The organism is Pseudomonas sp. B1(2018) (genome assembly GCF_003097365.1).
Taxonomy (GTDB): Bacteria; Pseudomonadota; Gammaproteobacteria; order Pseudomonadales; family Pseudomonadaceae; genus Aquipseudomonas; species Aquipseudomonas laurylsulfatiphila.
On record NZ_PYUK01000002.1, the window covers coordinates 122,373 to 141,638 of the forward strand.

The window sequence follows — 19,266 nt, forward strand, 5'->3', positions numbered from 1 at the left end:
CATTTCTGAGTGTTCCAGACGTCAATAGAAGCTCACTTCCCTTTTGATACCTGATTAGCCGCCCGGAGTGCTTCATGCCTGATTACCGCTCGAAAACATCCACCCACGGCCGCAACATGGCCGGCGCCCGCGCACTGTGGCGCGCCACGGGGATGAAAGATGACGACTTCAAGAAGCCGATCATCGCCATTGCCAACTCGTTCACCCAGTTCGTACCGGGCCACGTGCACCTCAAGGACCTGGGGCAACTGGTCGCCCGCGAGATCGAACGCGCTGGCGGCGTGGCCAAGGAATTCAACACCATCGCTGTCGATGACGGCATCGCCATGGGCCACGACGGCATGCTGTATTCGCTGCCGAGCCGCGAGATCATCGCCGACTCCGTCGAGTACATGGTCAACGCCCACTGCGCCGACGCCATCGTCTGCATCTCCAACTGCGACAAGATCACCCCGGGCATGCTGATGGCGTCCCTGCGCCTGAACATCCCGGTGATCTTCGTTTCCGGCGGTCCGATGGAAGCCGGCAAGACCAAACTCGCCTCCCACGGCCTCGACCTGGTCGACGCCATGGTGATCGCCGCCGACTCCAGCGCTTCTGACGAGAAAGTCGCCGAGTACGAGCGCAGCGCCTGCCCGACCTGCGGTTCGTGCTCCGGCATGTTCACCGCCAACTCGATGAACTGCCTGGTTGAAGCGCTGGGCCTGGCCTTGCCGGGCAACGGTTCGACCCTGGCCACCCACAGCGACCGCGAGCAGCTGTTCCTGCAGGCCGGCCGCACCATCGTCGAGCTGTGCAAGCGTTACTACGGCGAGAACGACGAGTCGGTATTGCCGCGCAACATCGCCAACTTCCAGGCGTTCGAAAACGCCATGACCCTGGACATCGCCATGGGCGGTTCCACCAACACCATCCTGCACTTGCTGGCCGCCGCCCAGGAAGCCGAGATCGATTTCGACCTGCGCGACATCGACCGTCTGTCCCGTCACGTGCCGCAACTGTGCAAGGTCGCGCCGAACATCCAGAAGTACCACATGGAAGACGTGCACCGCGCTGGTGGCATCTTCAGCATCCTCGGTTCGCTGGCCCGTGGCGGCCTGCTGCACACCCAACTGCCGACCGTGCACAGCCGCAGCATAGAAGAAGCCATCGCCAAGTGGGACATCACCCAGACCAACGACGAAGCCGTGCACCACTTCTTCAAGGCAGGTCCTGCGGGCATCCCGACGCAAACCGCGTTCAGCCAGTCGACCCGTTGGGAAACCCTGGACGACGACCGTGAAAACGGCTGCATCCGCAGTGTCGAGCACGCTTACTCGAAAGAGGGCGGCCTGGCCGTGCTCTACGGCAACATCGCCCTGGACGGCTGCGTGGTGAAAACCGCTGGCGTCGATGAGTCGATCCACGTCTTCGAAGGCAACGCCAAGATCTTCGAAAGCCAGGACAGCGCCGTACGCGGCATCCTCGCCGACGAAGTGAAGGAAGGCGACATCGTCATCATTCGCTACGAAGGCCCGAAAGGCGGCCCGGGCATGCAGGAAATGCTCTACCCGACCTCGTACCTGAAATCCAAAGGCCTGGGCAAAGCCTGCGCCCTGCTCACCGACGGCCGTTTCTCCGGCGGTACCTCGGGCCTGTCCATCGGCCACGCTTCGCCTGAAGCGGCTGCCGGCGGCGCAATCGGCCTGGTGCAGGACGGCGACAAAGTGCTGATCGACATTCCGAACCGCTCGATCAACCTGTTGGTCAGCGACGAAGAACTGGCCGCTCGCCGCGTCGAACAGGACAAGAAAGGCTGGAAACCGGTGGAAGTGCGTCCACGTAAAGTAACCACTGCACTGAAAGCCTACGCCCTGCTGGCCACCAGTGCCGACAAGGGTGCCGTGCGTAACAAGGCGATGCTTGACGGGCTGTGATGCTTAATCGCTGAACAAAAAATACCCCGCCAAGTGCGGGGTATTTTGTTTCCACAGATCCCCTGTAGGAGCTGCCGCAGGCTGCGATCTTTTGATCTTGTTTTTTACAATCAAAGTCAAAAGATCGCAGCCTTCGGCAGCTCCAACAAAGGGAGTCGGCGTTATTCCTGCGGGTCGAGGTTATCCAGCGCCTGGTTCACCGCCAGTTCGCCCAGCATGATGACCTGCGCGATCCCCAGCATCGTGCTGCGCTGCGAGCCTTCCAGCAGTCCGGCGAAATCGCTGGCCATGACATTGGCCGAGGCGAGGGCTTCGCAGGCGTGGGCCAACAGGGTTTCGGTGTCGAGGCCCGGTGCGATGACGAATGTTTGGCTGGGTTTGCGCGGGGTAGCGTTGATGCGGGCAGAGAGGTTGTCGCAATCGGGAGGATCGGGGGTAACTTTCAACATTTGATGGAGCTCCGGGTGAGAAAAATGGAGCCATCACCCTCGCTACCAAACGAGGGTGGCGGCCATACGCAGGTTGGTAGACCGGTCACCAGGAACCCGGCGCGTCCGAAGATGCCCTGCGCATGGCCACCATATGAGCAGAGACAGAAACGACCCCTGCAAAGGGTGGCGCAATGCGCCGAGGTGAACACGGGCTACCAAACCCGATCACTGATGTTCAGTGACGCGGAAACGATAGAAGCCGCCCCCCAGGCGCACAAGCCAGCGGATTCTGGCGTAGTCGTAGTCCCTTACGCAAGAATGCGTAGGTTGCGACTGTCAGGAGATGACCCGAATCAAATGTAGGAGCTGCCGCAGGCTGCGATCTTTTGATCTTGAAAAACAGAATCAAAAGATCGCAGCCTGCGGCAGCTCCTACAGGGGATTTTCAGACCGGGGTTATTGAATTTCTTCGGGTTTGACGATTACCCAGTTCTTGTCGGCAGTCACCGTCAAACCTTCCTTGGCCTGGGCCGCGGCGTTCTTGGCCATCATGCCTTGGATCTGGGTCATGTACTTGTCCTTGCGGTTGACCCACAGATGGATGCCGCCCTTAGCCACATCAACGCTGTGGAACAGCATGTAGCCGTCGCTGCTCGGCGTATCGCCGCCCACCAGCACCGGTTTTTTCCACTGATCGATGTAGGTCAGGATGGCCGCCTGCTTGCCGGCCATCCAGGTCGCCGGGGTCCACAGGTACGGGGTCAGTTCGAGGCCGAGGTTGGCCTTCTCGTCATATTTGCCGTCAGTGATCTGCTTGCGCGCGGTGGTCAGGTCGCCCGTCTTCGGGTCCTTGAGCAGCAACGACACGCCGATCACGTTCTGCGGTTTGACGTTGTAGCCGTACTTCGGATCGGCCGCGACCATGCGCACCAGTTCTTCGGAGGCGGCGGTCATCACGTAGACCTCGATGCCGTTCTCCATCAGCTTGTTGTACAGCTCTTGCTGGCCGGTGAAGATTTTCGGCGGGTTGACGTCGAGTTTCTTGACCACGTCGCCTTCGTAATAAGTCGCCTGCACCGGCTTGCCGGACGCCATCATCTCGTCGACATAGCCCTTGAGTTCCTTGAGGGTAAAGCCGGAGAAGACCTGGGCGACCCATGGATAGCAAACCATGTCATCGAGTTCGCAGAGGCGGTAGTAGTAGCTGAACAGGCTTTCCTTGTGATCGGCGGTGTCCTTGAACGGCATCAGTTTCAGGGAGGGATCGAGCTTGTCGCGGGTGATCAGGCCCTTGTTCTCCATGAACGGCAGCAACGACTCTTCGAGGTCGTAGCGGTAACTGGTGTTGTCCATGTCGAACACCGCGTAGTTACCCTTGTTGGCGTTGGCGGCGATCATCGCGTCCAGCGCCTTGGCCTGATCGGCTGGCCAGTGTTTCAGATCCGTTGCGAAAACCTGGCCGGCAAGGCCCAGGCAAAGTGCTGCAGCCAGTAATTTCGGTGCGAACTTCATTGGCGTTTCTCCCTGAATGTGAAAGAGATCGACGCTAACAAATAAGTGTGACAGTCCTCGTCTGTCAGCGACCGCCCGCGTCCCTTTCGCGCCAGCTGCATTTCTGACAGCGACATCCGCTTATTCCAAAAACGACGGATATCATACGTTTTTGATATTAATTCATTAGTTTTCAAGCTGTTAGGCTTTCCGGTTCGCGGTTGCCCAAGGGTGCAACCAGCACAAGTCTTATCGGAGTCTTCATGAATCTGCCGCTGATCCTCAATCTGCTGGTGTTCCTCGCTTTGCTCTTCGGCCTGGCGCAAACCCGCCACACGACATGGAGCCTGGCGAAAAAAGTCCTGCTCGCGCTGGTGCTGGGCGTGGCGTTCGGTGTGGCGTTGCACACGGTCTACGGTGCCGGCAACCCAGTGCTGAAAGCCTCGATCGGTTGGTTCGATCTGGTGGGCAACGGCTATGTGCAGTTGCTGCAAATGATCGTGATCCCGCTGGTGTTCGCCTCGATCCTCAGCGCCGTGGCCCGCCTGCACAACGCCTCGTCGTTGGGCAAGATCAGCTTCCTGACCATCGGCACGCTGCTGTTCACCACGGCCATCGCGGCGTTGATCGGCATCGGACTGACCAACCTGTTCGGCCTGACCGCCGAAGGCCTGGTGGCCGGCACTCAGGAAATGGCGCGCCTGCAAACCATCCAGACTGATTACGCCGGCAAGGTCGCCGAGCTGAATGTGCCGCAGCTGCTGCTGTCGTTCATCCCGCAAAACCCCTTCGCCGATCTGGCGCGGGCCAAGCCGACGTCGATCATCAGCGTGGTGATTTTCGCTGCGTTCCTGGGTGTCGCGGCGCTGCAATTGCTCAAGGATGATGCCGAGAAAGGTCAGAAAGTGATCAACGCCATCGACACCCTGCAAGCCTGGGTGATGCGTCTGGTGCGTCTGGTGATGAAGCTGACCCCGTACGGCGTGTTGGCGCTGATGACCAAGGTGGTCGCCGGTTCCAACCTGCAAGACATCATCAAGCTCGGCAGTTTCGTGGTGGTGTCCTACATCGGTCTGGGCCTGATGTTCGTGGTGCATGGCGTGCTGGTGTCGGCCGCCGGGATCAACCCGCTGCGGTTCTTCCGCAAGATCTGGCCAGTGCTGACGTTTGCCTTCACCAGCCGTTCCAGCGCAGCGACGATTCCGTTGAGCATCGAAGCGCAGACCAGCCGCTTGGGCATCCCGCAGTCCATCGCCAGTTTCGCCGCTTCGTTCGGCGCGACCATTGGCCAGAACGGCTGTGCCGGTCTGTACCCGGCGATGTTGGCGGTGATGGTGGCGCCGACCGTGGGCATCAACCCGCTGGACCCATTGTGGATCGCGACGCTGGTGGCGATTGTGACGCTGAGCTCGGCCGGTGTGGCCGGTGTCGGTGGTGGTGCGACCTTTGCCGCGTTGATCGTGCTGCCGGCGATGGGCTTGCCGGTGTCTCTGGTGGCGTTGCTGATTTCGGTCGAGCCGCTGATTGATATGGGGCGTACGGCGCTGAACGTGAGTGGTTCGATGACGGCCGGGGCGATCACCAGTCAGGTGATGCAGCAGACGGACAAGGCGCTGCTGGATGCGGATGAGCATTCGGCGTTGGCGCACGCTTGACTGTTTAGCCAGGATCAAAAGATCGCAGGCTTCGCCAGCTCCTACAGGGGAATTGCGTTCACCCTGTAGGAGCTGCCGCAGGCTGCGATCTTTAAGCTTTTTCCCAGACTTCGAAGTTGTACGCTGGCTTACCATCTAATGCCGGATTTTCAACGTTGGAAACCAGTTTCCATTCCTTCAAATCAAACTCCGGAAACCACGCATCGCCTTCCGGGCTCAGCGCCACGCGGGTCAGGTACAACCGGTCAGCCTGCGCCAGCCCTTGCGCATACAACTGCGCGCCGCCAATCAGCATCAATTCATCAACGCCCTGTTCCTTCGCCCATGCTTCGGCGCGAACGACGGCGGCTTCCAGCGACGGATAAACCTCCGCGCCTTCGAGCTGCAGATCCGCCTGGCGACTGACCACGATGTTCAGGCGGCCCGGCAGCGGACGACCGAGGGAATCCCAGGTCTTGCGACCCATGATGATCGGCTTGCCGAGGGTGGTGGCCTTGAAATATTTGAAGTCCCCCGGCAAGTGCCAGGGCATGCTGTTGTCGACGCCGATCACACGGTTTTCACCGAGGGCTGCGATCAGGCTGAGGGGGAGTGATTTAGTCATGCCGGCGAGGATACCAGAGCCTCGCTTTCGCCGATAAGCGCCACAGCGGTTATGCTCACAGCTCAATTAAGCGACGGGATGCCGCGTGACTGAACTCAATACCCTCTGGCTGACAGAAACCATCCGCCTGCGCGAAGAACATGCAGGCCCTCTGGAAGACCTGGAAGCCAACCGACTGGCCCGCAGCGCCGGCGGCGATTTGCCGGCGCGCATTCAACGCCGCGCCCTGTGGCTGGCTGAACGCGATGGCCTGACTACAGCCCTCAATCACTGGCTGCAAGGCTCGCGGCTGGCGCTGCTGGTGTTGGCGGTACTGGCCGTGATCAGCGGCGCCGGCCTGGCCTTCGCGGCTATGGGCGACGGCCTGCACCCGGTGAATGTGTTCTGGGCCTTGGGCAGCCTGCTCGGGCTCAATCTGGTCCTGCTGCTGAGCTGGGCCCTGGGGCTGGTATTTGCCGGCGAACACGGCGCCAGCCTCGGACGCCTGTGGCTATGGCTCAGTGAAAAACTCGCTCGTGACGCCAAGGCCGCGCAGTTGGCCCCCGCCCTGCTCCTGTTACTGCAACGGCAGAAACTCAATCGCTGGGCCATCGGCGTGCTGGTCAACAGCCTGTGGTTGCTGGCGATGCTCAGCGCGCTGGTGATCCTGCTGATGTTGATGGCGACCCGGCGCTACGGCTTCGTCTGGGAAACCACGATCCTCAGTGCCGACACCTTTATCGCCGTCACTCAGGCCCTTGGAGCGTTGCCGGCCCTGCTTGGCTTCAGTGTGCCTACCGTAGAGATGATCCGCGCCAGTGGCGATGCCGCACTGAACATCGAAAGCGCTCGCCAGGCCTGGGCCGCCTGGCTGGTGGGCGTACTGCTGGTCTACGGCGTTTTGCCGCGCCTGCTGCTCGCGCTGTTATGCCTGTGGCGCTGGAAGACAGGGCAAACGGCGCTGCGCCTGGATTTGAACCTGCCCGGCTACGCGCAACTGCGCGAACGCTTGATGCCCACCAGCGAACGCCTCGGCGTCAGCGATGCGGCACCGGCGCAACTGCATCGCGTGGAAAGCGGTGTCACCGAGCAGCAAAGCGACGGCGCACTGTTGGTCGCCATCGAACTGGACGACCAACGCCCGTGGCCACCGCAATTACCGAAAAACGTCAGTAACGCCGGCATCCTCGACAGTCGCGAGTCGCGGCACAAACTCCTCGAACAACTGAGCCGCTTTCCCCCGGCACGCCTGGCCATCGCCTGCGATCCACAGCGCTCGCCGGATCGCGGCAGCCTGGCCTTGATTGCCGAGCTGGCCCGCAGCGCCAGCGCCACCCGCGTGTGGTTGTTGCAAGCGCCGCCCGGTGAAGCGCTGGACGCCGAACGCCTGGGCGACTGGCACGTGGCGCTGCAACAGCTTGAGTTGCCGTTTGCCGATTGTGCACCAATGAACTGGCTGGAGACGGGTCATGACTGACACCAGGAAGCAGCCTCTGAAACTCGCCGTGGTCGGTCACACCAACGTCGGTAAAACCTCGTTGTTGCGCACCCTGACCCGCGACGTCGGTTTCGGTGAAGTGTCCCATCGTCCCAGTACCACGCGGCACGTCGAAGGCGCCCGTCTTTCGGTGGACGGCGAGCCACTGCTCGACCTCTACGACACCCCTGGCCTGGAAGACGCCATCGCCCTGCTCGATTACCTTGAACGCCTGGAACGTCCGGGTGAACGCCTCGACGGTCCGGCACGCCTGGCGCGTTTCCTTGAGGGCAGCGAAGCCCGGCAACGCTTCGAGCAGGAAGCCAAGGTGCTGCGCCAGTTGCTGGCGTCGGATGCCGGTCTCTATGTGATCGACGCCCGTGAGCCGGTGCTGGCCAAGTATCGCGACGAGCTGGAAGTGTTGGCCAGTTGCGGCAAACCCTTGCTGCCGGTGCTGAATTTCGTCAGCAGCGCCAACCACCGCGAACCGGCCTGGCGTGAAGCGCTGGCGCGGCTGGGCCTGCATGCCCTGGTGCGTTTCGACAGTGTCGCGCCGCCGGAAGACGGCGAGCGTCGACTCTATGAAAGTCTCGCCTTGCTGCTGGAAACGGCCCGGCCGCAACTCGAACGCCTGATCGCCGATCAGCAGGCCCAGCGTCTGGCTCGCCAGCAAAGCGCGGAGCGACTGATTGCCGAATTGCTGATCGATTGCGCGGCTTGCCGGCGTAGCGTGGTCAGTGAAGCCAAGCAGGAACAACAGGCGATCAGCGAATTGCGCAAAGCCGTACGCCAGCGCGAGCAGCGTTGCGTCGAGGCCCTGCTCAAGCTCTACGCCTTCCGCCCACAGGATGCCGCGGCCAGTGATTTGCCGCTGCTCGATGGCCGTTGGGGCGATGATCTGTTCAACCCGGAAACTCTCAAGCAACTGGGTGTGCGCGTCGGTGGCGGTATCGCGGCGGGTGCTGCTGCGGGGGCCGGGGTCGATTTGCTGGTGGGCGGGATTACCCTCGGCGCCGCTGCACTGGCCGGCGCCATCGCCGGTGGCGCCCTGCAAACCGCGCGCAGTTATGGCAGCCGCTTGCTGGGCAAGATCAAGGGCCAGCGCGAACTGACGGTGGATGACAACGTGCTGCGCCTGTTGGCGCTGCGCCAGCGGCAATTGCTGCAGGCGCTGAACGCCCGTGGGCATGCGGCGATGGACAGCATCCAGGTGGCCACGCCTCAGGACAAAAATTGGCGCGAAGGCAAACTGCCCGAGGCTTTGAACAAGGCGCGGGCGCATCCGCAGTGGTCGTCGCTTAATCCTCATGCCAAGTTGAATCAGGCTGAGCGGCAGGAACAGATAGAGGTTCTGGCACAACAGCTGTAGAGGAAGGAACACTTGTTTTGCCTGGGCTGACGTCTTCGCGAGCAAGCCCGCTCCCACAGGGTTTTGTGCTGGGCCATCCATCAGTGACCAGTCACAAATCCAATGTGGGAGCGGGCTTGCTCGCGAAGGCAGCTACTCGGTGCCGAAGCTTTACGCCGCCAACAGCCGCACCGCTTTTTCCTTCAACACCCCAAGATCAATCACCGGCACATGCATCTCTTTCGCCAGCTCATCCCACTGGCGCATGCGCAAACTCACGGCACACAGAGGATCTTGCGCGAAAGCTTCTGCCTCGGCCTCGGTCATCACGCCACCCTGATATTCCAGAGTCCGGCGACTGGCTTCGCTCAGGCGTTCGTAGTACCCAGGCTCCCTGAGTGTCAGATAACGCTTGGCCTGGACGTGGTACTCCACCAACCGGGCCATGCGTTCGCTGAAGCCGGCATTGCGCAAATAATCGGCGCCCAGCCGTTCGTGGCTGACCACGCCGTAGCCGCCCATGTTCTCGGCACCCTCGGCGCAGATGTGCCCGATATCGTGGAAGAACGCCGCCAGCACGACTTCGTCGTCGAAGCCTTCGGCCATCGCGCATTGGGCGGCCTGGGACATGTGCTCGATCTGCGACACCGGCTCGCCTATGTAATCGCTGTCGCCAAAGCGTTCGTAGAGGGCGAAGACCTTGGCGACGGTTTGTTCATGGCTGTGCATCAGAAGTCTCCTGATCAGTGAGATTTGTGGTGAATGGTAGACCGCTTTCGCGAGCAAGCCCGCTCCCACAAGGATCACCAATACCTTGTGGGAGCGGGCTTGCCCGCGATGAGGCCCTGTCAGACTGCGGAGATCTTACTTGGCCGCCACTTTCTCGGACTTGCCGTCATAACGCTTGCGCCATTCGGTCAGGATCTCGTCGCGGTTCTTCGAGGCCCAGGCGAAGTCGTTCTTGATCAGGCGCTGTTCGTAGTCGGCTGGCAGTTCGGTCTGCGGCTTGGCGATGCCAGGCTGGGCGAGCACGGCGAAGTTTTCTTTGTACAACTCCATCGCCTCAGGGCTGGCGGAGAAGTCAGCCAGTTTCTTCGCGGCTTCTTCGTGGGCCGTACCCTTGATCACGGCAGTCGCTTCGATTTCCCAGCCCAGGCCTTCCTTCGGCAGGATGATGTCCAGCGGTGCGCCCTGGCGTTTCAGTTGAACGGCCGGGTACTCGAAGGAAATACCGATCGGGAACTCACCCGCAGCCGCCAGTTTGCAAGGCTTGGAACCGGAGTGAACGTACTGGCCGATGTTCTGGTGCAGGCCGTCCATGTAGGCCCAGCCCTGCTTCTCGCCGAAGGTTTGCAGCCAGGCGCTGACGTCGAGGAAGCCGGTGCCGGACGATGCCGGGTTCGGCATGACGATCTTGCCTTTGTACTCAGGCTTGGTCAGGTCCTGCCAGCTCACGGGTTTGCTCAGGCCCTGCTTTTCGGCTTCGACGGTGTTGAAGCAAATGGTCGCGGCCCAGACATCCATGCCGACCCAGGCTGGCGGGTTGGCGGCGTCACGGTAGTTGGCGCCGATCTTGCCCAGGTCCTTGGGTGCATAGCTTTGCAGCATGCCCTGCTGGTCGAGGATCGCCAGGCTGGAAGCCGCCAGGCCCCACACGGCGTCCGCCTGCGGGCGTTCTTTTTCGGCCAGCAGTTTGGCGGTGATGATGCCGGTGGAATCACGCACCCATTTGATTTCGACGTCCGGGTTGGCCTTTTCGAAGGCTTCTTTATAGGTTTTCAGCTGTTCGGCTTCGAGGGCGGTGTACACCGTCAACTCGGTTTTCGCCGCGAAGGCGTTCAGGCTGAAAGCGGTGAGGACAGCGGCGGCCAGGGCCATAGGCTTGAACATGATCTTTTCCTGTATTTGAGTTGAGGGTGTGAATCAGTGACCGGGCGCGGTCTGCCGCCAGGCCTGGGAGCGGCGCAGCAATCCGCGCGAGGCCCAGGCCAGCAGCAGGGACACGCCCGCCGAGGTGAACAGAATCAGGGTCGACATCGCCGCCGCGCCGCCGACGTTGCCGGCGTCGTCCATGTTCAGCACCGCCACCGCCGCGAGGATGGTGTCGGGGCTGTAGAGGAAGATCGCCGCCGAGACGGTGGTCATGGCCGAGACGAACAGGTAGCGCACGATGTCCAGCAAAGCCGGCAGACAGATCGGCACGGTGACGCGCAAGTAGTGGCGGTACAGCGGCGCCTTGAGCGACAGCGCGGCGGCTTCGAACTCGGCATCGAGTTGACGCAATGCGGTGGTGGCGGTCATTTGTGCGGTGGTCAAATAGTGCGCAATCGTGCAGACGATCAGCAGGGTCATGGTCCCGTACAGCACATGCAGCGGGTTGCCGGTGAGGTTGAAGAAGAAGACATAACCCAACCCCAACACCAGGCCCGGTACCGCCATCGGTACGAAACTGAGCATGCGCAAGGTCAGGTTCAGGCCGCGCTGCCCCCTGGTTTTTTCCATCAGGTAGGCGCCGGTGAAAATCAGCAGGCTGCCGATCAACGCCGTGCCCAAGGCCATCTTCAAGCTGTTGCCATAGGCCAGCCAGCCACCACCGGCGGTTTCATTGAACTGGTAGTGATTGAGCGACAGCGACAGGTTGTACGGCCAGAATTTCACCAGGGACGAGAACACCGCCATGCCGAATACCAGCAGCAATGCCGCGCTGATCAACAGGACGATGGCCAGGTAGCAAGCGTCGCGCAGTTTCGATGGCACAGGCTTGAACACCTGGGCACGACCGCTCATGGAGTCGCCGTGGCGTCGACGCAACCAGGCATCGACGCCAAAGCTGAACAGCGCTGGCAGCAACAACACCATGCCGATCAAGGCACCGCGGCCGAATTGCTGTTGGCCGACCACGGCTTTATAGGCTTCCAGCGCCAGCACTTGATAGTCCCCACCGACCACCACCGGAACCCCGAAGTCGGTGATGGTCAGGGTGAACACCAGGCAGAACGCAGCGAAAACCGCCTGACGGGTCGCCGGCCAAGTGATGCTGCGGAACGCTTTCGCAGGACTGGCGCCCATGCTCGAAGCCGCATCGAACAGTCGCGCATCCGCCAGGGACAAGGCCGACAGAAGAATCATCAAGGCGTGCGGGAAGGTGTAGATCACCTCACCCAGAACAATGCCCCAGAAGCCGTAGATGTTGTCCGACAGCAGGCCACGCAGCATGCCCTGGTTGCCGAACAGGTAAACCAGCGCAATCCCGGGCAGCATCGACGGCGCCATCAATGGCAGCAGGGAAATGCCACGCCAGATACCTTTACCTGCAATCAGGGTGCGTTGCAGCGCGTAGGCAAACAGGTAAGCCAGGGGTACGACAATCGCCGCGACGCTGAGGGAAACCTTCAGACTGTTGCCGAGCAACCAGTGGAAGTTCTCGCTGGTCACCAGCTCTTTCGCTGCAACCCAACCACCACCCTGCCCGGCTTCAGCGCTGAAACCACGCCAGAAGATCGCCAGCAACGGCATCAATACGGCAACACCCAACAACACCAGCAGAAGCACTTTGCCGCCGACCACGAACAGCCGGTCACCGATCTCAGCACGGGAAGTCTGCCGAACCTGCTTGTGTGGCAGCGGCAGCGCGATGTTCGCGCTCATCAGGCAAACACCTGCAGGCTGCGCGGCGGCAAGGCGACCATGATCTGCCGGGCGCCAAGGCGCGGCATGGCTTCCGGTGCCAGTTCCGCCAACAGCGCATGGCCCGGCAAATGATCGAGCTCGAAGCTCATGCGGCAGCGGTTGCCGAGAAAGGTGATCTCGCGAACCTTGGCCGGGAACAGGTTTTCCTCGTGCACCAGCGGATTGACGTTGATCGCTTCCGGACGGCAGAACAAACGGCCCGACGCGGTCTTGGCACCGCCATCGGCCAGACGCATGCTCATCCCGCCGACCTGGGCGTGGCTGTCGCTGCTGCGCTGGAACGGCAACCAGTTGCCCTGGCCGACGAACTCCGCCACGAACGGCGTGGCCGGGCGGTTATAGATTTCCTGGGGCGTGGCGTACTGCTCGACCTTGCCGTTGTTCATCACGGCGATACGGTCGGCCATCAGCATGGCCTCGTCCTGATTGTGGGTCACCATCAGGGTGGTGATGCCGAGGTTGCGTTGCAGCTGGCGCAGTTCGGTGCACAGATGCTCGCGCACCCGGGCATCGAGAGCCGACATCGGCTCGTCGAGCAGCAACAGCGAAGGCGCCGGGGCCAGAGCGCGAGCCAGTGCAACCCGCTGCTGCTGGCCACCGGACAACTGACCGGGATATTTTTTCTCGCTGCCGCTCAGGCCTACCAGTTCCAGCATCTGACCGACACGCTGGCGAATCGGGTCGCGACCATTGCCGGCGAGGCCGTAGGCAATGTTCGCTTCGACGGTGAGGTTGGGGAACAACGCGTAGGACTGGAACAGAATGCCGTAGTCCCGCGCCTGGGGAGCCAGGTGGGAAACGTCGCGATCACCCAGGTACAACTCGCCGCTGTCCTGCTTTTCCAGGCCGGCGATGCAGCGCAGCAAGGTGGTCTTGCCACAGCCCGACGGCCCCAGCAGACACACCAGCTCACCGGCCGCCACGTCGAGTGAAACGTTATCCAGCGCGGTGAAAGCGCCGAAACGTTTCTGTACGCCGCGCACCTTCATCGGGGCGCCAGGGTTGGTCAGGGCAGTAGTGATCGAGTTGTTCATGGACGGGCCTCATCTGGCAGATGAAGGCCATCCTAGGGTTGTAATGCTTCCGTCATATGGCAGCGAGGCAAAAACGGCTGATAGTGGTATTGGTAAATTTTAGAGTGCCGGTGGAGTTCGGCAGGAGCGTTGTGCGCCTCAAATAAATACTCATCCAAACCACAATAAACATATATTTAATTACGCAAACTTCCAACGAAATAAAACAATACAAACCTCACACCCTACAAAATCTCGCCTCTAACAAATACACTCCAACCATCAACCCCAAAACATTGAGAGACATCATGACGCCAACTGAACAACTTCTTTCCTTTACCGGAACATTAAGCTTTGATGGAAAATCGGTTGTCTTGAATTACAATCGCCTTATAAGCTATATCACGGACCAGAACACTCCTGCCAAAAAACGTGAATCTTTTATAAAACAGCTGGAAAGAATTCCCGAGCACGTTGTAACTGACCTCAACATGGAGCCGGAGTTACTTTACTTTCAACGCGACGGCGACCGTTATTTGATCAGGACACGAGGGCCTGGTCGATACAATGACCATTTACTGAGTCTGGAAGGCAGCGAGCGGTTACTATCCGCTTATTCCGGTACGAATCCGACCGGTTATTACGTCAGTCTTGTTCGAGGCAATGGCGGTAATTTTACAGTAGAAAACACATTAACCGACCAGCACACCATTTACATTCTCGCCGGAGGACGCAGACATCTATATAACTACCGTCTTCCCGGCTTCTCTGCTGCCTTCACTGACGAATATGAAGAGGATTTAGAGCTCGCTGCCTTTCAACTAACCATAATTGATCGAAACGTCGCCCCGTAGGTTAAAACCGTAGTGCACACCTGATTTTCAACAACCTGAAACTTCCTGCGCCAACCCAAGGAACGCCGCCGGCAATCGCGCGCCCTTGCGTTCCTTGAGGCAATACAGGTATTCGGGAATCTGCGGTGCTTTCTCGATGGTCAGCACCCGCAGTTGCGGATCATGAGGTACTTCCTGGCGGGCGATGATGCTGATGCCGATGTTGCGCAGCACCGCTTCGCGGATCGATTCGCGGCTGCCGATTTCCAGCAGCGGCCCGAAACTCACTCCGGCGCTTGCCAGCAATTCTTCGGTCAGGCGGCGGGTGGTTGAGCCCGGCTCGCGCATCAGCAGGGTATGCCCGGCCAGGGCGCCGAGTGGTACGTGATCATGAACCGCCAGTGGATGATTGCGATGCACCGCCAGCACCAGCGGATCGCTACCAAGCACCCGGCGAATCAGCCGCGCGTCATCGAGCAACTGCGACGACGCCGCGACATCGACCCGGTACTCTTCCAGCGCTTCGAGCACTTGCTGGGAATTGCCGATTTCCACCGACACTTCCACTTGCGGCAAACGCTCGCGAAAGGTTTTTACCAGGTCGAGGATGTAATACGGCGCCGTGGCGGCAATGCGCAATGTGCCCTGGACCTGGCCGCAGTTACGCAGGAAAAACTCGATGTCGGCTTCCTGCTGCATCAGCACCTTGACCATCGGCAGCAGCCGCGCGCCCTCCTCGCTGACGCTCAGACGCCGACCGCCACGGTAGAACAGCTCGACTGCATACTGGCTTTCGAGGTTGCGGATCTGCGTCGTCACCGTCGGCTGGCTCAGGCCAAGCTTTTTGGCAGCCTGGGTAATGCTGCCCAGGCGGGCCACCATGTAAAACGCCTTCAGCTCGGCACTCAGCACAACCACCCCTCATTCTTTACTTGCGCAGCAGGCGCAAACCGTTGAACACCACCAGCAAACTCACGCCCATGTCGGCGAACACTGCCATCCACATGGTAGCGACCCCGGCGAAGGTTACCCCAAGAAAGATCGCCTTGATGACCAACGCCAGGGCGATGTTCTGTTTGAGGATGCTCGACGTCTGCCGCGACAGGCGAATGAATGCCGGGACCTTGCGCAGATCATCGTCCATCAGGGCCACATCGGCGGTTTCTATCGCGGTATCGGTGCCTGCGGCGGCCATGGCGAAACCAATCTCGGAGCGCGCCAGTGCAGGCGCGTCGTTGATGCCGTCGCCGACCATGCCGACCCGGTGCCCCTGGGCATAAAGGGCCTCGATAGACTGCAATTTGTCCCCCGGCAACAGGTCGCCCCTGGCTTCGTCGATGCCGACCTGCGCGGCAATGGCCTGCGCGGTGTGGACGTTGTCGCCGGTGAGCATCAGGGTTTTGATGCCCAGGTCATGCAGTTGCTCGATGGCTTCGCGACTGGACGCCTTTACCGTATCGGCGACAGCGAACAGTGCCAAAGGACCGGACGAATCAAGCAGCAGCACCACCGACTTGCCCTGCTTTTCCAGGGCAAACAGTTTTTCTTCCAGCGCCGGCGAGCACAGGCCCAGATCCTCCACCAGACGATGGTTGCCCAAATGGTAGAGCTGGCCGTTGATCTCGCCACGCACACCGCGCCCGCCCAGGGCTTCGAAGTTATCCACAATCAGCGTCGCACCCTGGTTATCCACAGCCGCTTTGGCGATGGCCAGGGAAACCGGATGATCCGAACGCCCGGCCAGCGCGGCGGCAATGGCTGGCGCCGATGCATCGGCGGTCGGGTCCAGCGACAGGTAATCGGTCTGCACCGGCTTGCCGTGGGTAATGGTGCCGGTCTTGTCCAGGGCCAGGTAGTCGAGCTTGTAACCGCCCTCCAGATAGACGCCGCCCTTGACCAGGATCCCTTTGCGCGCCGCCGCCGCAAGACCGCTGACGATGGTCACCGGCGTGGAAATCACCAGCGCGCACGGGCACGCCACCACCAGCAGCACCAACGCCCGATAGATCCAGTCGAACCACAACTCACCCATGAACAGCGGTGGGATGACCGCCACGGCCAGTGCAAGAACAAACACTGCCGGGGTGTAGATTTTCGAAAACTGATCGACGAATCGCTGGGTCGGCGCCCGCGCGCCCTGGGCCTGTTCAACGGCGTGGATGATGCGTGCCAGGGTCGAATTACCCGCGGCGGCAGTGACCGCGTACTCAAGGGAACCGGCCTGATTGATGGTGCCGGCGAACACTTTGTCGCCGACGGTTTTCTCTACCGGCAGGCTTTCCCCGGTAATGGGCGCCTGATCGATGGTCGAACGCCCGGACAGCACTTCGCCGTCCAGACCGATGCGTTCGCCGGGACGCACCCGCACCCGAGCGCCGATTTCGATGATTTTGACATCCTGCTCGACCCAACTGCCGTCGGCCTGCAACACCGTCGCCTGCTCCGGCGCCATCTGCATCAGCCCGCCGATGGCGTTGCGCGCGCGATCCAGGGAGCGAGCCTCGATCAGCTCGGCCACGGTGAACAGGAACATCACCATCGCCGCTTCTGGCCATTGACCGATCAGGACGGCGCCGGTGACGGCAATGCTCATCAGTGCGTTGATGTTCAGATTGAGGTTCTTGAGCGCGATCCAGCCCTTTTTATAGGTGCCGAGACCGCCGCTGAGGATGGACACCAGCGCAATGACCGCGACCACCCAATCAGGCGCGGTCGCGGTGAAGTGGATGACTTCCGCCAGCAATGCGCCCACACCGGACAACGCCAATGGCCACCAGTGTTTCCTGTCGGGTTTCGCTGCCGGTGTTTCAGTCTCCTGCTCCAGCGGTTCGGCGTGCATGCCCAGGGACTTGATCGCCTCGATGATTGGCTCGGTGCCAGGCAAATCGTGGGTCACGCCGAGCACCCGGTTGATCAGATTGAACTCCAGCTGCTGCACGCCTGTCAGCTTGCTTAGCTTGTTCTGGATCAGCGTCTGCTCGGTCGGGCAGTCCATCGCCTCGATGCGAAAGCTGCTCAGACGGGCACCCGCCGTCGGCGATTCGCTCAGCGTGACCCGCGCAGGCGCTGCCGTTCTTGATGAACAGCAAGTGTCGCCGTGACCGCCATGGTCATGCTTGGGCAAGGGGCGAAGCTTAACGCCGATTTCATGTTCGGCTACAGGTTTGTGGGTATGCTGAGAATCGCTCATTGGTTGCGTCCATAAGAGTGCCTGTTGCCCAGTAAAGACCCTGTAGCCACTATAGGGTCAAGCACCCATTTTGGAGTTTTGGAGATTGTCGTCATGAAGATTGGAGAATTGGCGAAACTCACGGACTGCGCCGTAGAGACGATCCGCTACTACGAGCGCGAGAACCTTCTGCCGGAACCAGCCCGCAGTGACGGCAACTATCGCGTCTACACCCAGGCCCACGCCGAGCGCCTGACCTTCATCCGCAACTGTCGCACCCTCGACATGACCCTCGAGGAAATCCGCAGTCTGCTGGCGTTTCGCGACAGTCCGCAGGACCAGTGCGAAAGCGTCAACGCACTGATCGACGAACACATCCACCACGTCAAATCGCGGATCGACGGCCTGCTGGCCTTGCAGGCACAACTGCTCGACCTGCGCCAACGCTGCGGCGAGGGGCCGGGTATCGATCAATGCGGGATTTTGCAGCGGCTGGAAGTGAGCGGCGGGGTTGTGGCGACAGAGGCTGAGCATTCCCATGTCGGCCGCAGTCACGGCCACTGAGAACACCACAAATCCCTGTGGGAGCGGGCTTGCCCGCGATAGCGGTATGTCAGTCACATCAATGTTGGATGTGCCGCCGCCATCGCGGGCAAGCCCGCTCCCACAGGTTCAGGTGTTGTACTTCAGACCGCCATCGGCGCGGTCATTGGCGCGTGGTGCTCGTAGCCTTCCAGTGAGAAGTCGCCCGGCTCCACCAGCTCCAGCCATTCCGGCTGATACACACCTGTCTTGGCAAACTCCGGCACACGGTCGGAAATCACCAGTTTCGGCATCGGGAACGGCTCACGCTTGAGCTGTTCGTTGAGCATGTCCAGGTGATTTTCGTAGACGTGCGCATCACCGATGAAATAGGTGAACCAGCGTGGCGTGTAGCCCGTCAGGCGACCGATCAGGCTCAGCAGCGCGGCGCCTTCGGTGAGGTTGAACGGCGTGCCCAGGCCCAGGTCGTTGGAGCGGATGTAGAGGGTCAAGGAGATCTCTTTGGTCTCGACATTCGGGTGGAACTGGTACAGCAGGTGGCACGGCGGCAGGGCCATTTCATCAAGCTGGGCGCAGTTCCAGCCGTGGAACAGGATGCGACGGCTGCCCGGGTCCTTGATGATGGTGTCGACGCACTGGCGAACCTGGTCGATGGCCTTGTACAGCACCACATAGGCCTGGCCGTTTTCCTCGCCTTCGGCAATCTGGCGGTAGCCTTGCTTCAGGGTCTGCTCGATGGCGGCCGGGTTGCTGAGCGGAATCTGCTTGTACGCCGGCCATTTGCGCCATTGCACGCCATAGATTTCGCCAAGGTCGTCTTCGCCCTGGCGGAACGGGTTGGCCAGCCACTGGGCGTTTTCGTTGGCGTTCTGGTCCCAGACCTTGCAGCCCAGGGCGCGGAATTCGGCAGCGTTGTTCACGCCACGGAGGAATCCGCACATTTCGCCGATGGCCGATTTGAAGGCCATCTTGCGTGTGGTGATCGCCGGAAAACCTTCCTGCAGGTCATAACGCAGCATCGCACCGGGAAAGCTGATGGTGTTCACGCCGGTACGGTTGGCCTGCTTGGTGCCGTTCTTGATGACGTGTGCGACCAGTTCGAGATATTGCTTCATGA

16 protein-coding genes are annotated in these 19,266 nt (G+C 60.9%); 6 read left to right on the forward strand and 10 right to left on the reverse strand.

Annotation, left to right across the window (positions count from 1 at the left end):
- The first annotated feature begins 74 nt into the window (after positions 1–74).
- On the forward strand, positions 75–1,916 hold the full coding sequence (gene ilvD, locus C9422_RS02980) for a dihydroxy-acid dehydratase (protein ID WP_116579651.1): 1,842 nt from the start codon (positions 75–77) through the stop codon (positions 1,914–1,916).
- 161 nt (positions 1,917–2,077) lie between these two features.
- On the opposite strand, the gene C9422_RS02985 is transcribed toward ilvD, so the two are convergent.
- Together C9422_RS02985 and C9422_RS02990 are read right to left on the reverse strand one after the other, a co-directional pair.
- A complete protein-coding gene (locus C9422_RS02985; RefSeq protein ID WP_116579652.1) occupies positions 2,078–2,365 on the reverse strand; it encodes a DUF6124 family protein in 288 nt (95 codons plus the stop codon).
- Between the two features lie 438 nt (positions 2,366–2,803).
- Positions 2,804–3,859, reverse strand: a complete 1,056-nt coding sequence (locus tag C9422_RS02990; protein WP_116579653.1) for a haloacid dehalogenase-like hydrolase — start codon at positions 3,857–3,859, stop codon at positions 2,804–2,806.
- A 242-nt stretch (positions 3,860–4,101) separates the two neighbouring features.
- Here C9422_RS02990 and C9422_RS02995 point away from each other — a divergent pair, with 242 nt between their 5' ends.
- Complete coding sequence (locus C9422_RS02995) at positions 4,102–5,493, forward strand: L-cystine transporter (RefSeq protein WP_116579654.1); 1,392 nt, start codon at positions 4,102–4,104, stop codon at positions 5,491–5,493.
- Positions 5,494–5,584: 91 nt separating this feature from the next.
- On the opposite strand, the gene C9422_RS03000 is transcribed toward C9422_RS02995, so the two are convergent.
- Positions 5,585–6,097, reverse strand: a complete 513-nt coding sequence (locus C9422_RS03000) for a dihydrofolate reductase (RefSeq protein ID WP_116579655.1) — start codon at positions 6,095–6,097, stop codon at positions 5,585–5,587.
- An 85-nt stretch (positions 6,098–6,182) separates the two neighbouring features.
- Between C9422_RS03000 and C9422_RS03005 the strand changes: the two genes are divergently transcribed.
- Positions 6,183–7,553, forward strand: a complete 1,371-nt coding sequence (locus C9422_RS03005) for a DUF2868 domain-containing protein (RefSeq protein WP_116579656.1) — start codon at positions 6,183–6,185, stop codon at positions 7,551–7,553.
- Positions 7,546–8,922 (forward strand): GTPase/DUF3482 domain-containing protein, encoded by a 1,377-nt coding sequence (locus C9422_RS03010; RefSeq protein WP_116579657.1) that lies wholly within the window; start codon positions 7,546–7,548, stop codon positions 8,920–8,922. The genes C9422_RS03005 and C9422_RS03010 overlap by 8 nt, the downstream gene beginning before the upstream one ends.
- Before the next feature lie 150 nt (positions 8,923–9,072).
- On the opposite strand, the gene C9422_RS03015 is transcribed toward C9422_RS03010, so the two are convergent.
- The 4 genes from C9422_RS03015 to C9422_RS03030 all read right to left on the reverse strand — a co-directional run bounded on the left by C9422_RS03015 (position 9,073) and on the right by C9422_RS03030 (position 13,625).
- A complete protein-coding gene (locus tag C9422_RS03015; protein WP_116579658.1) occupies positions 9,073–9,630 on the reverse strand; it encodes a phosphonate degradation HD-domain oxygenase in 558 nt (185 codons plus the stop codon).
- Positions 9,631–9,765: 135 nt separating this feature from the next.
- Complete coding sequence (locus tag C9422_RS03020; protein WP_116579659.1) at positions 9,766–10,791, reverse strand: putative 2-aminoethylphosphonate ABC transporter substrate-binding protein; 1,026 nt, start codon at positions 10,789–10,791, stop codon at positions 9,766–9,768.
- A 33-nt stretch (positions 10,792–10,824) separates the two neighbouring features.
- Positions 10,825–12,549 carry a putative 2-aminoethylphosphonate ABC transporter permease subunit gene (locus C9422_RS03025; protein WP_116579660.1) on the reverse strand — a complete coding sequence of 575 codons (1,725 nt, stop codon included), beginning with the start codon at positions 12,547–12,549 and terminating at the stop codon, positions 10,825–10,827.
- Positions 12,549–13,625 carry a putative 2-aminoethylphosphonate ABC transporter ATP-binding protein gene (locus C9422_RS03030; protein ID WP_116579661.1) on the reverse strand — a complete coding sequence of 359 codons (1,077 nt, stop codon included), beginning with the start codon at positions 13,623–13,625 and terminating at the stop codon, positions 12,549–12,551. The genes C9422_RS03025 and C9422_RS03030 overlap by 1 nt, the downstream gene beginning before the upstream one ends.
- A 287-nt stretch (positions 13,626–13,912) precedes the next feature.
- On the opposite strand from C9422_RS03030, the gene C9422_RS03035 reads away from it, so the two are divergent.
- The gene (locus tag C9422_RS03035; RefSeq protein WP_007976425.1) at positions 13,913–14,458 is read left to right on the forward strand and encodes a hypothetical protein; all 546 of its coding nucleotides are present in this window, start codon (positions 13,913–13,915) and stop codon (positions 14,456–14,458) included.
- 27 nt (positions 14,459–14,485) lie between these two features.
- Here C9422_RS03035 and C9422_RS03040 read toward each other — a convergent pair whose 3' ends face one another.
- Positions 14,486–15,349, reverse strand: a complete 864-nt coding sequence (locus C9422_RS03040) for a LysR family transcriptional regulator (protein ID WP_116579662.1) — start codon at positions 15,347–15,349, stop codon at positions 14,486–14,488.
- 16 nt (positions 15,350–15,365) lie between these two features.
- Complete coding sequence (locus C9422_RS03045; RefSeq protein ID WP_116579663.1) at positions 15,366–17,627, reverse strand: heavy metal translocating P-type ATPase; 2,262 nt, start codon at positions 17,625–17,627, stop codon at positions 15,366–15,368.
- 93 nt (positions 17,628–17,720) lie between these two features.
- Between C9422_RS03045 and cadR the strand changes: the two genes are divergently transcribed.
- The gene (gene cadR, locus C9422_RS03050; RefSeq protein WP_116579664.1) at positions 17,721–18,170 is read left to right on the forward strand and encodes a Cd(II)/Pb(II)-responsive transcriptional regulator; all 450 of its coding nucleotides are present in this window, start codon (positions 17,721–17,723) and stop codon (positions 18,168–18,170) included.
- Between the two features lie 122 nt (positions 18,171–18,292).
- On the opposite strand, the gene C9422_RS03055 is transcribed toward cadR, so the two are convergent.
- Positions 18,293–19,264, reverse strand: a complete 972-nt coding sequence (locus tag C9422_RS03055; protein WP_007976417.1) for a thymidylate synthase — start codon at positions 19,262–19,264, stop codon at positions 18,293–18,295.
- Between the last annotated feature and the right edge of the window lie 2 nt (positions 19,265–19,266).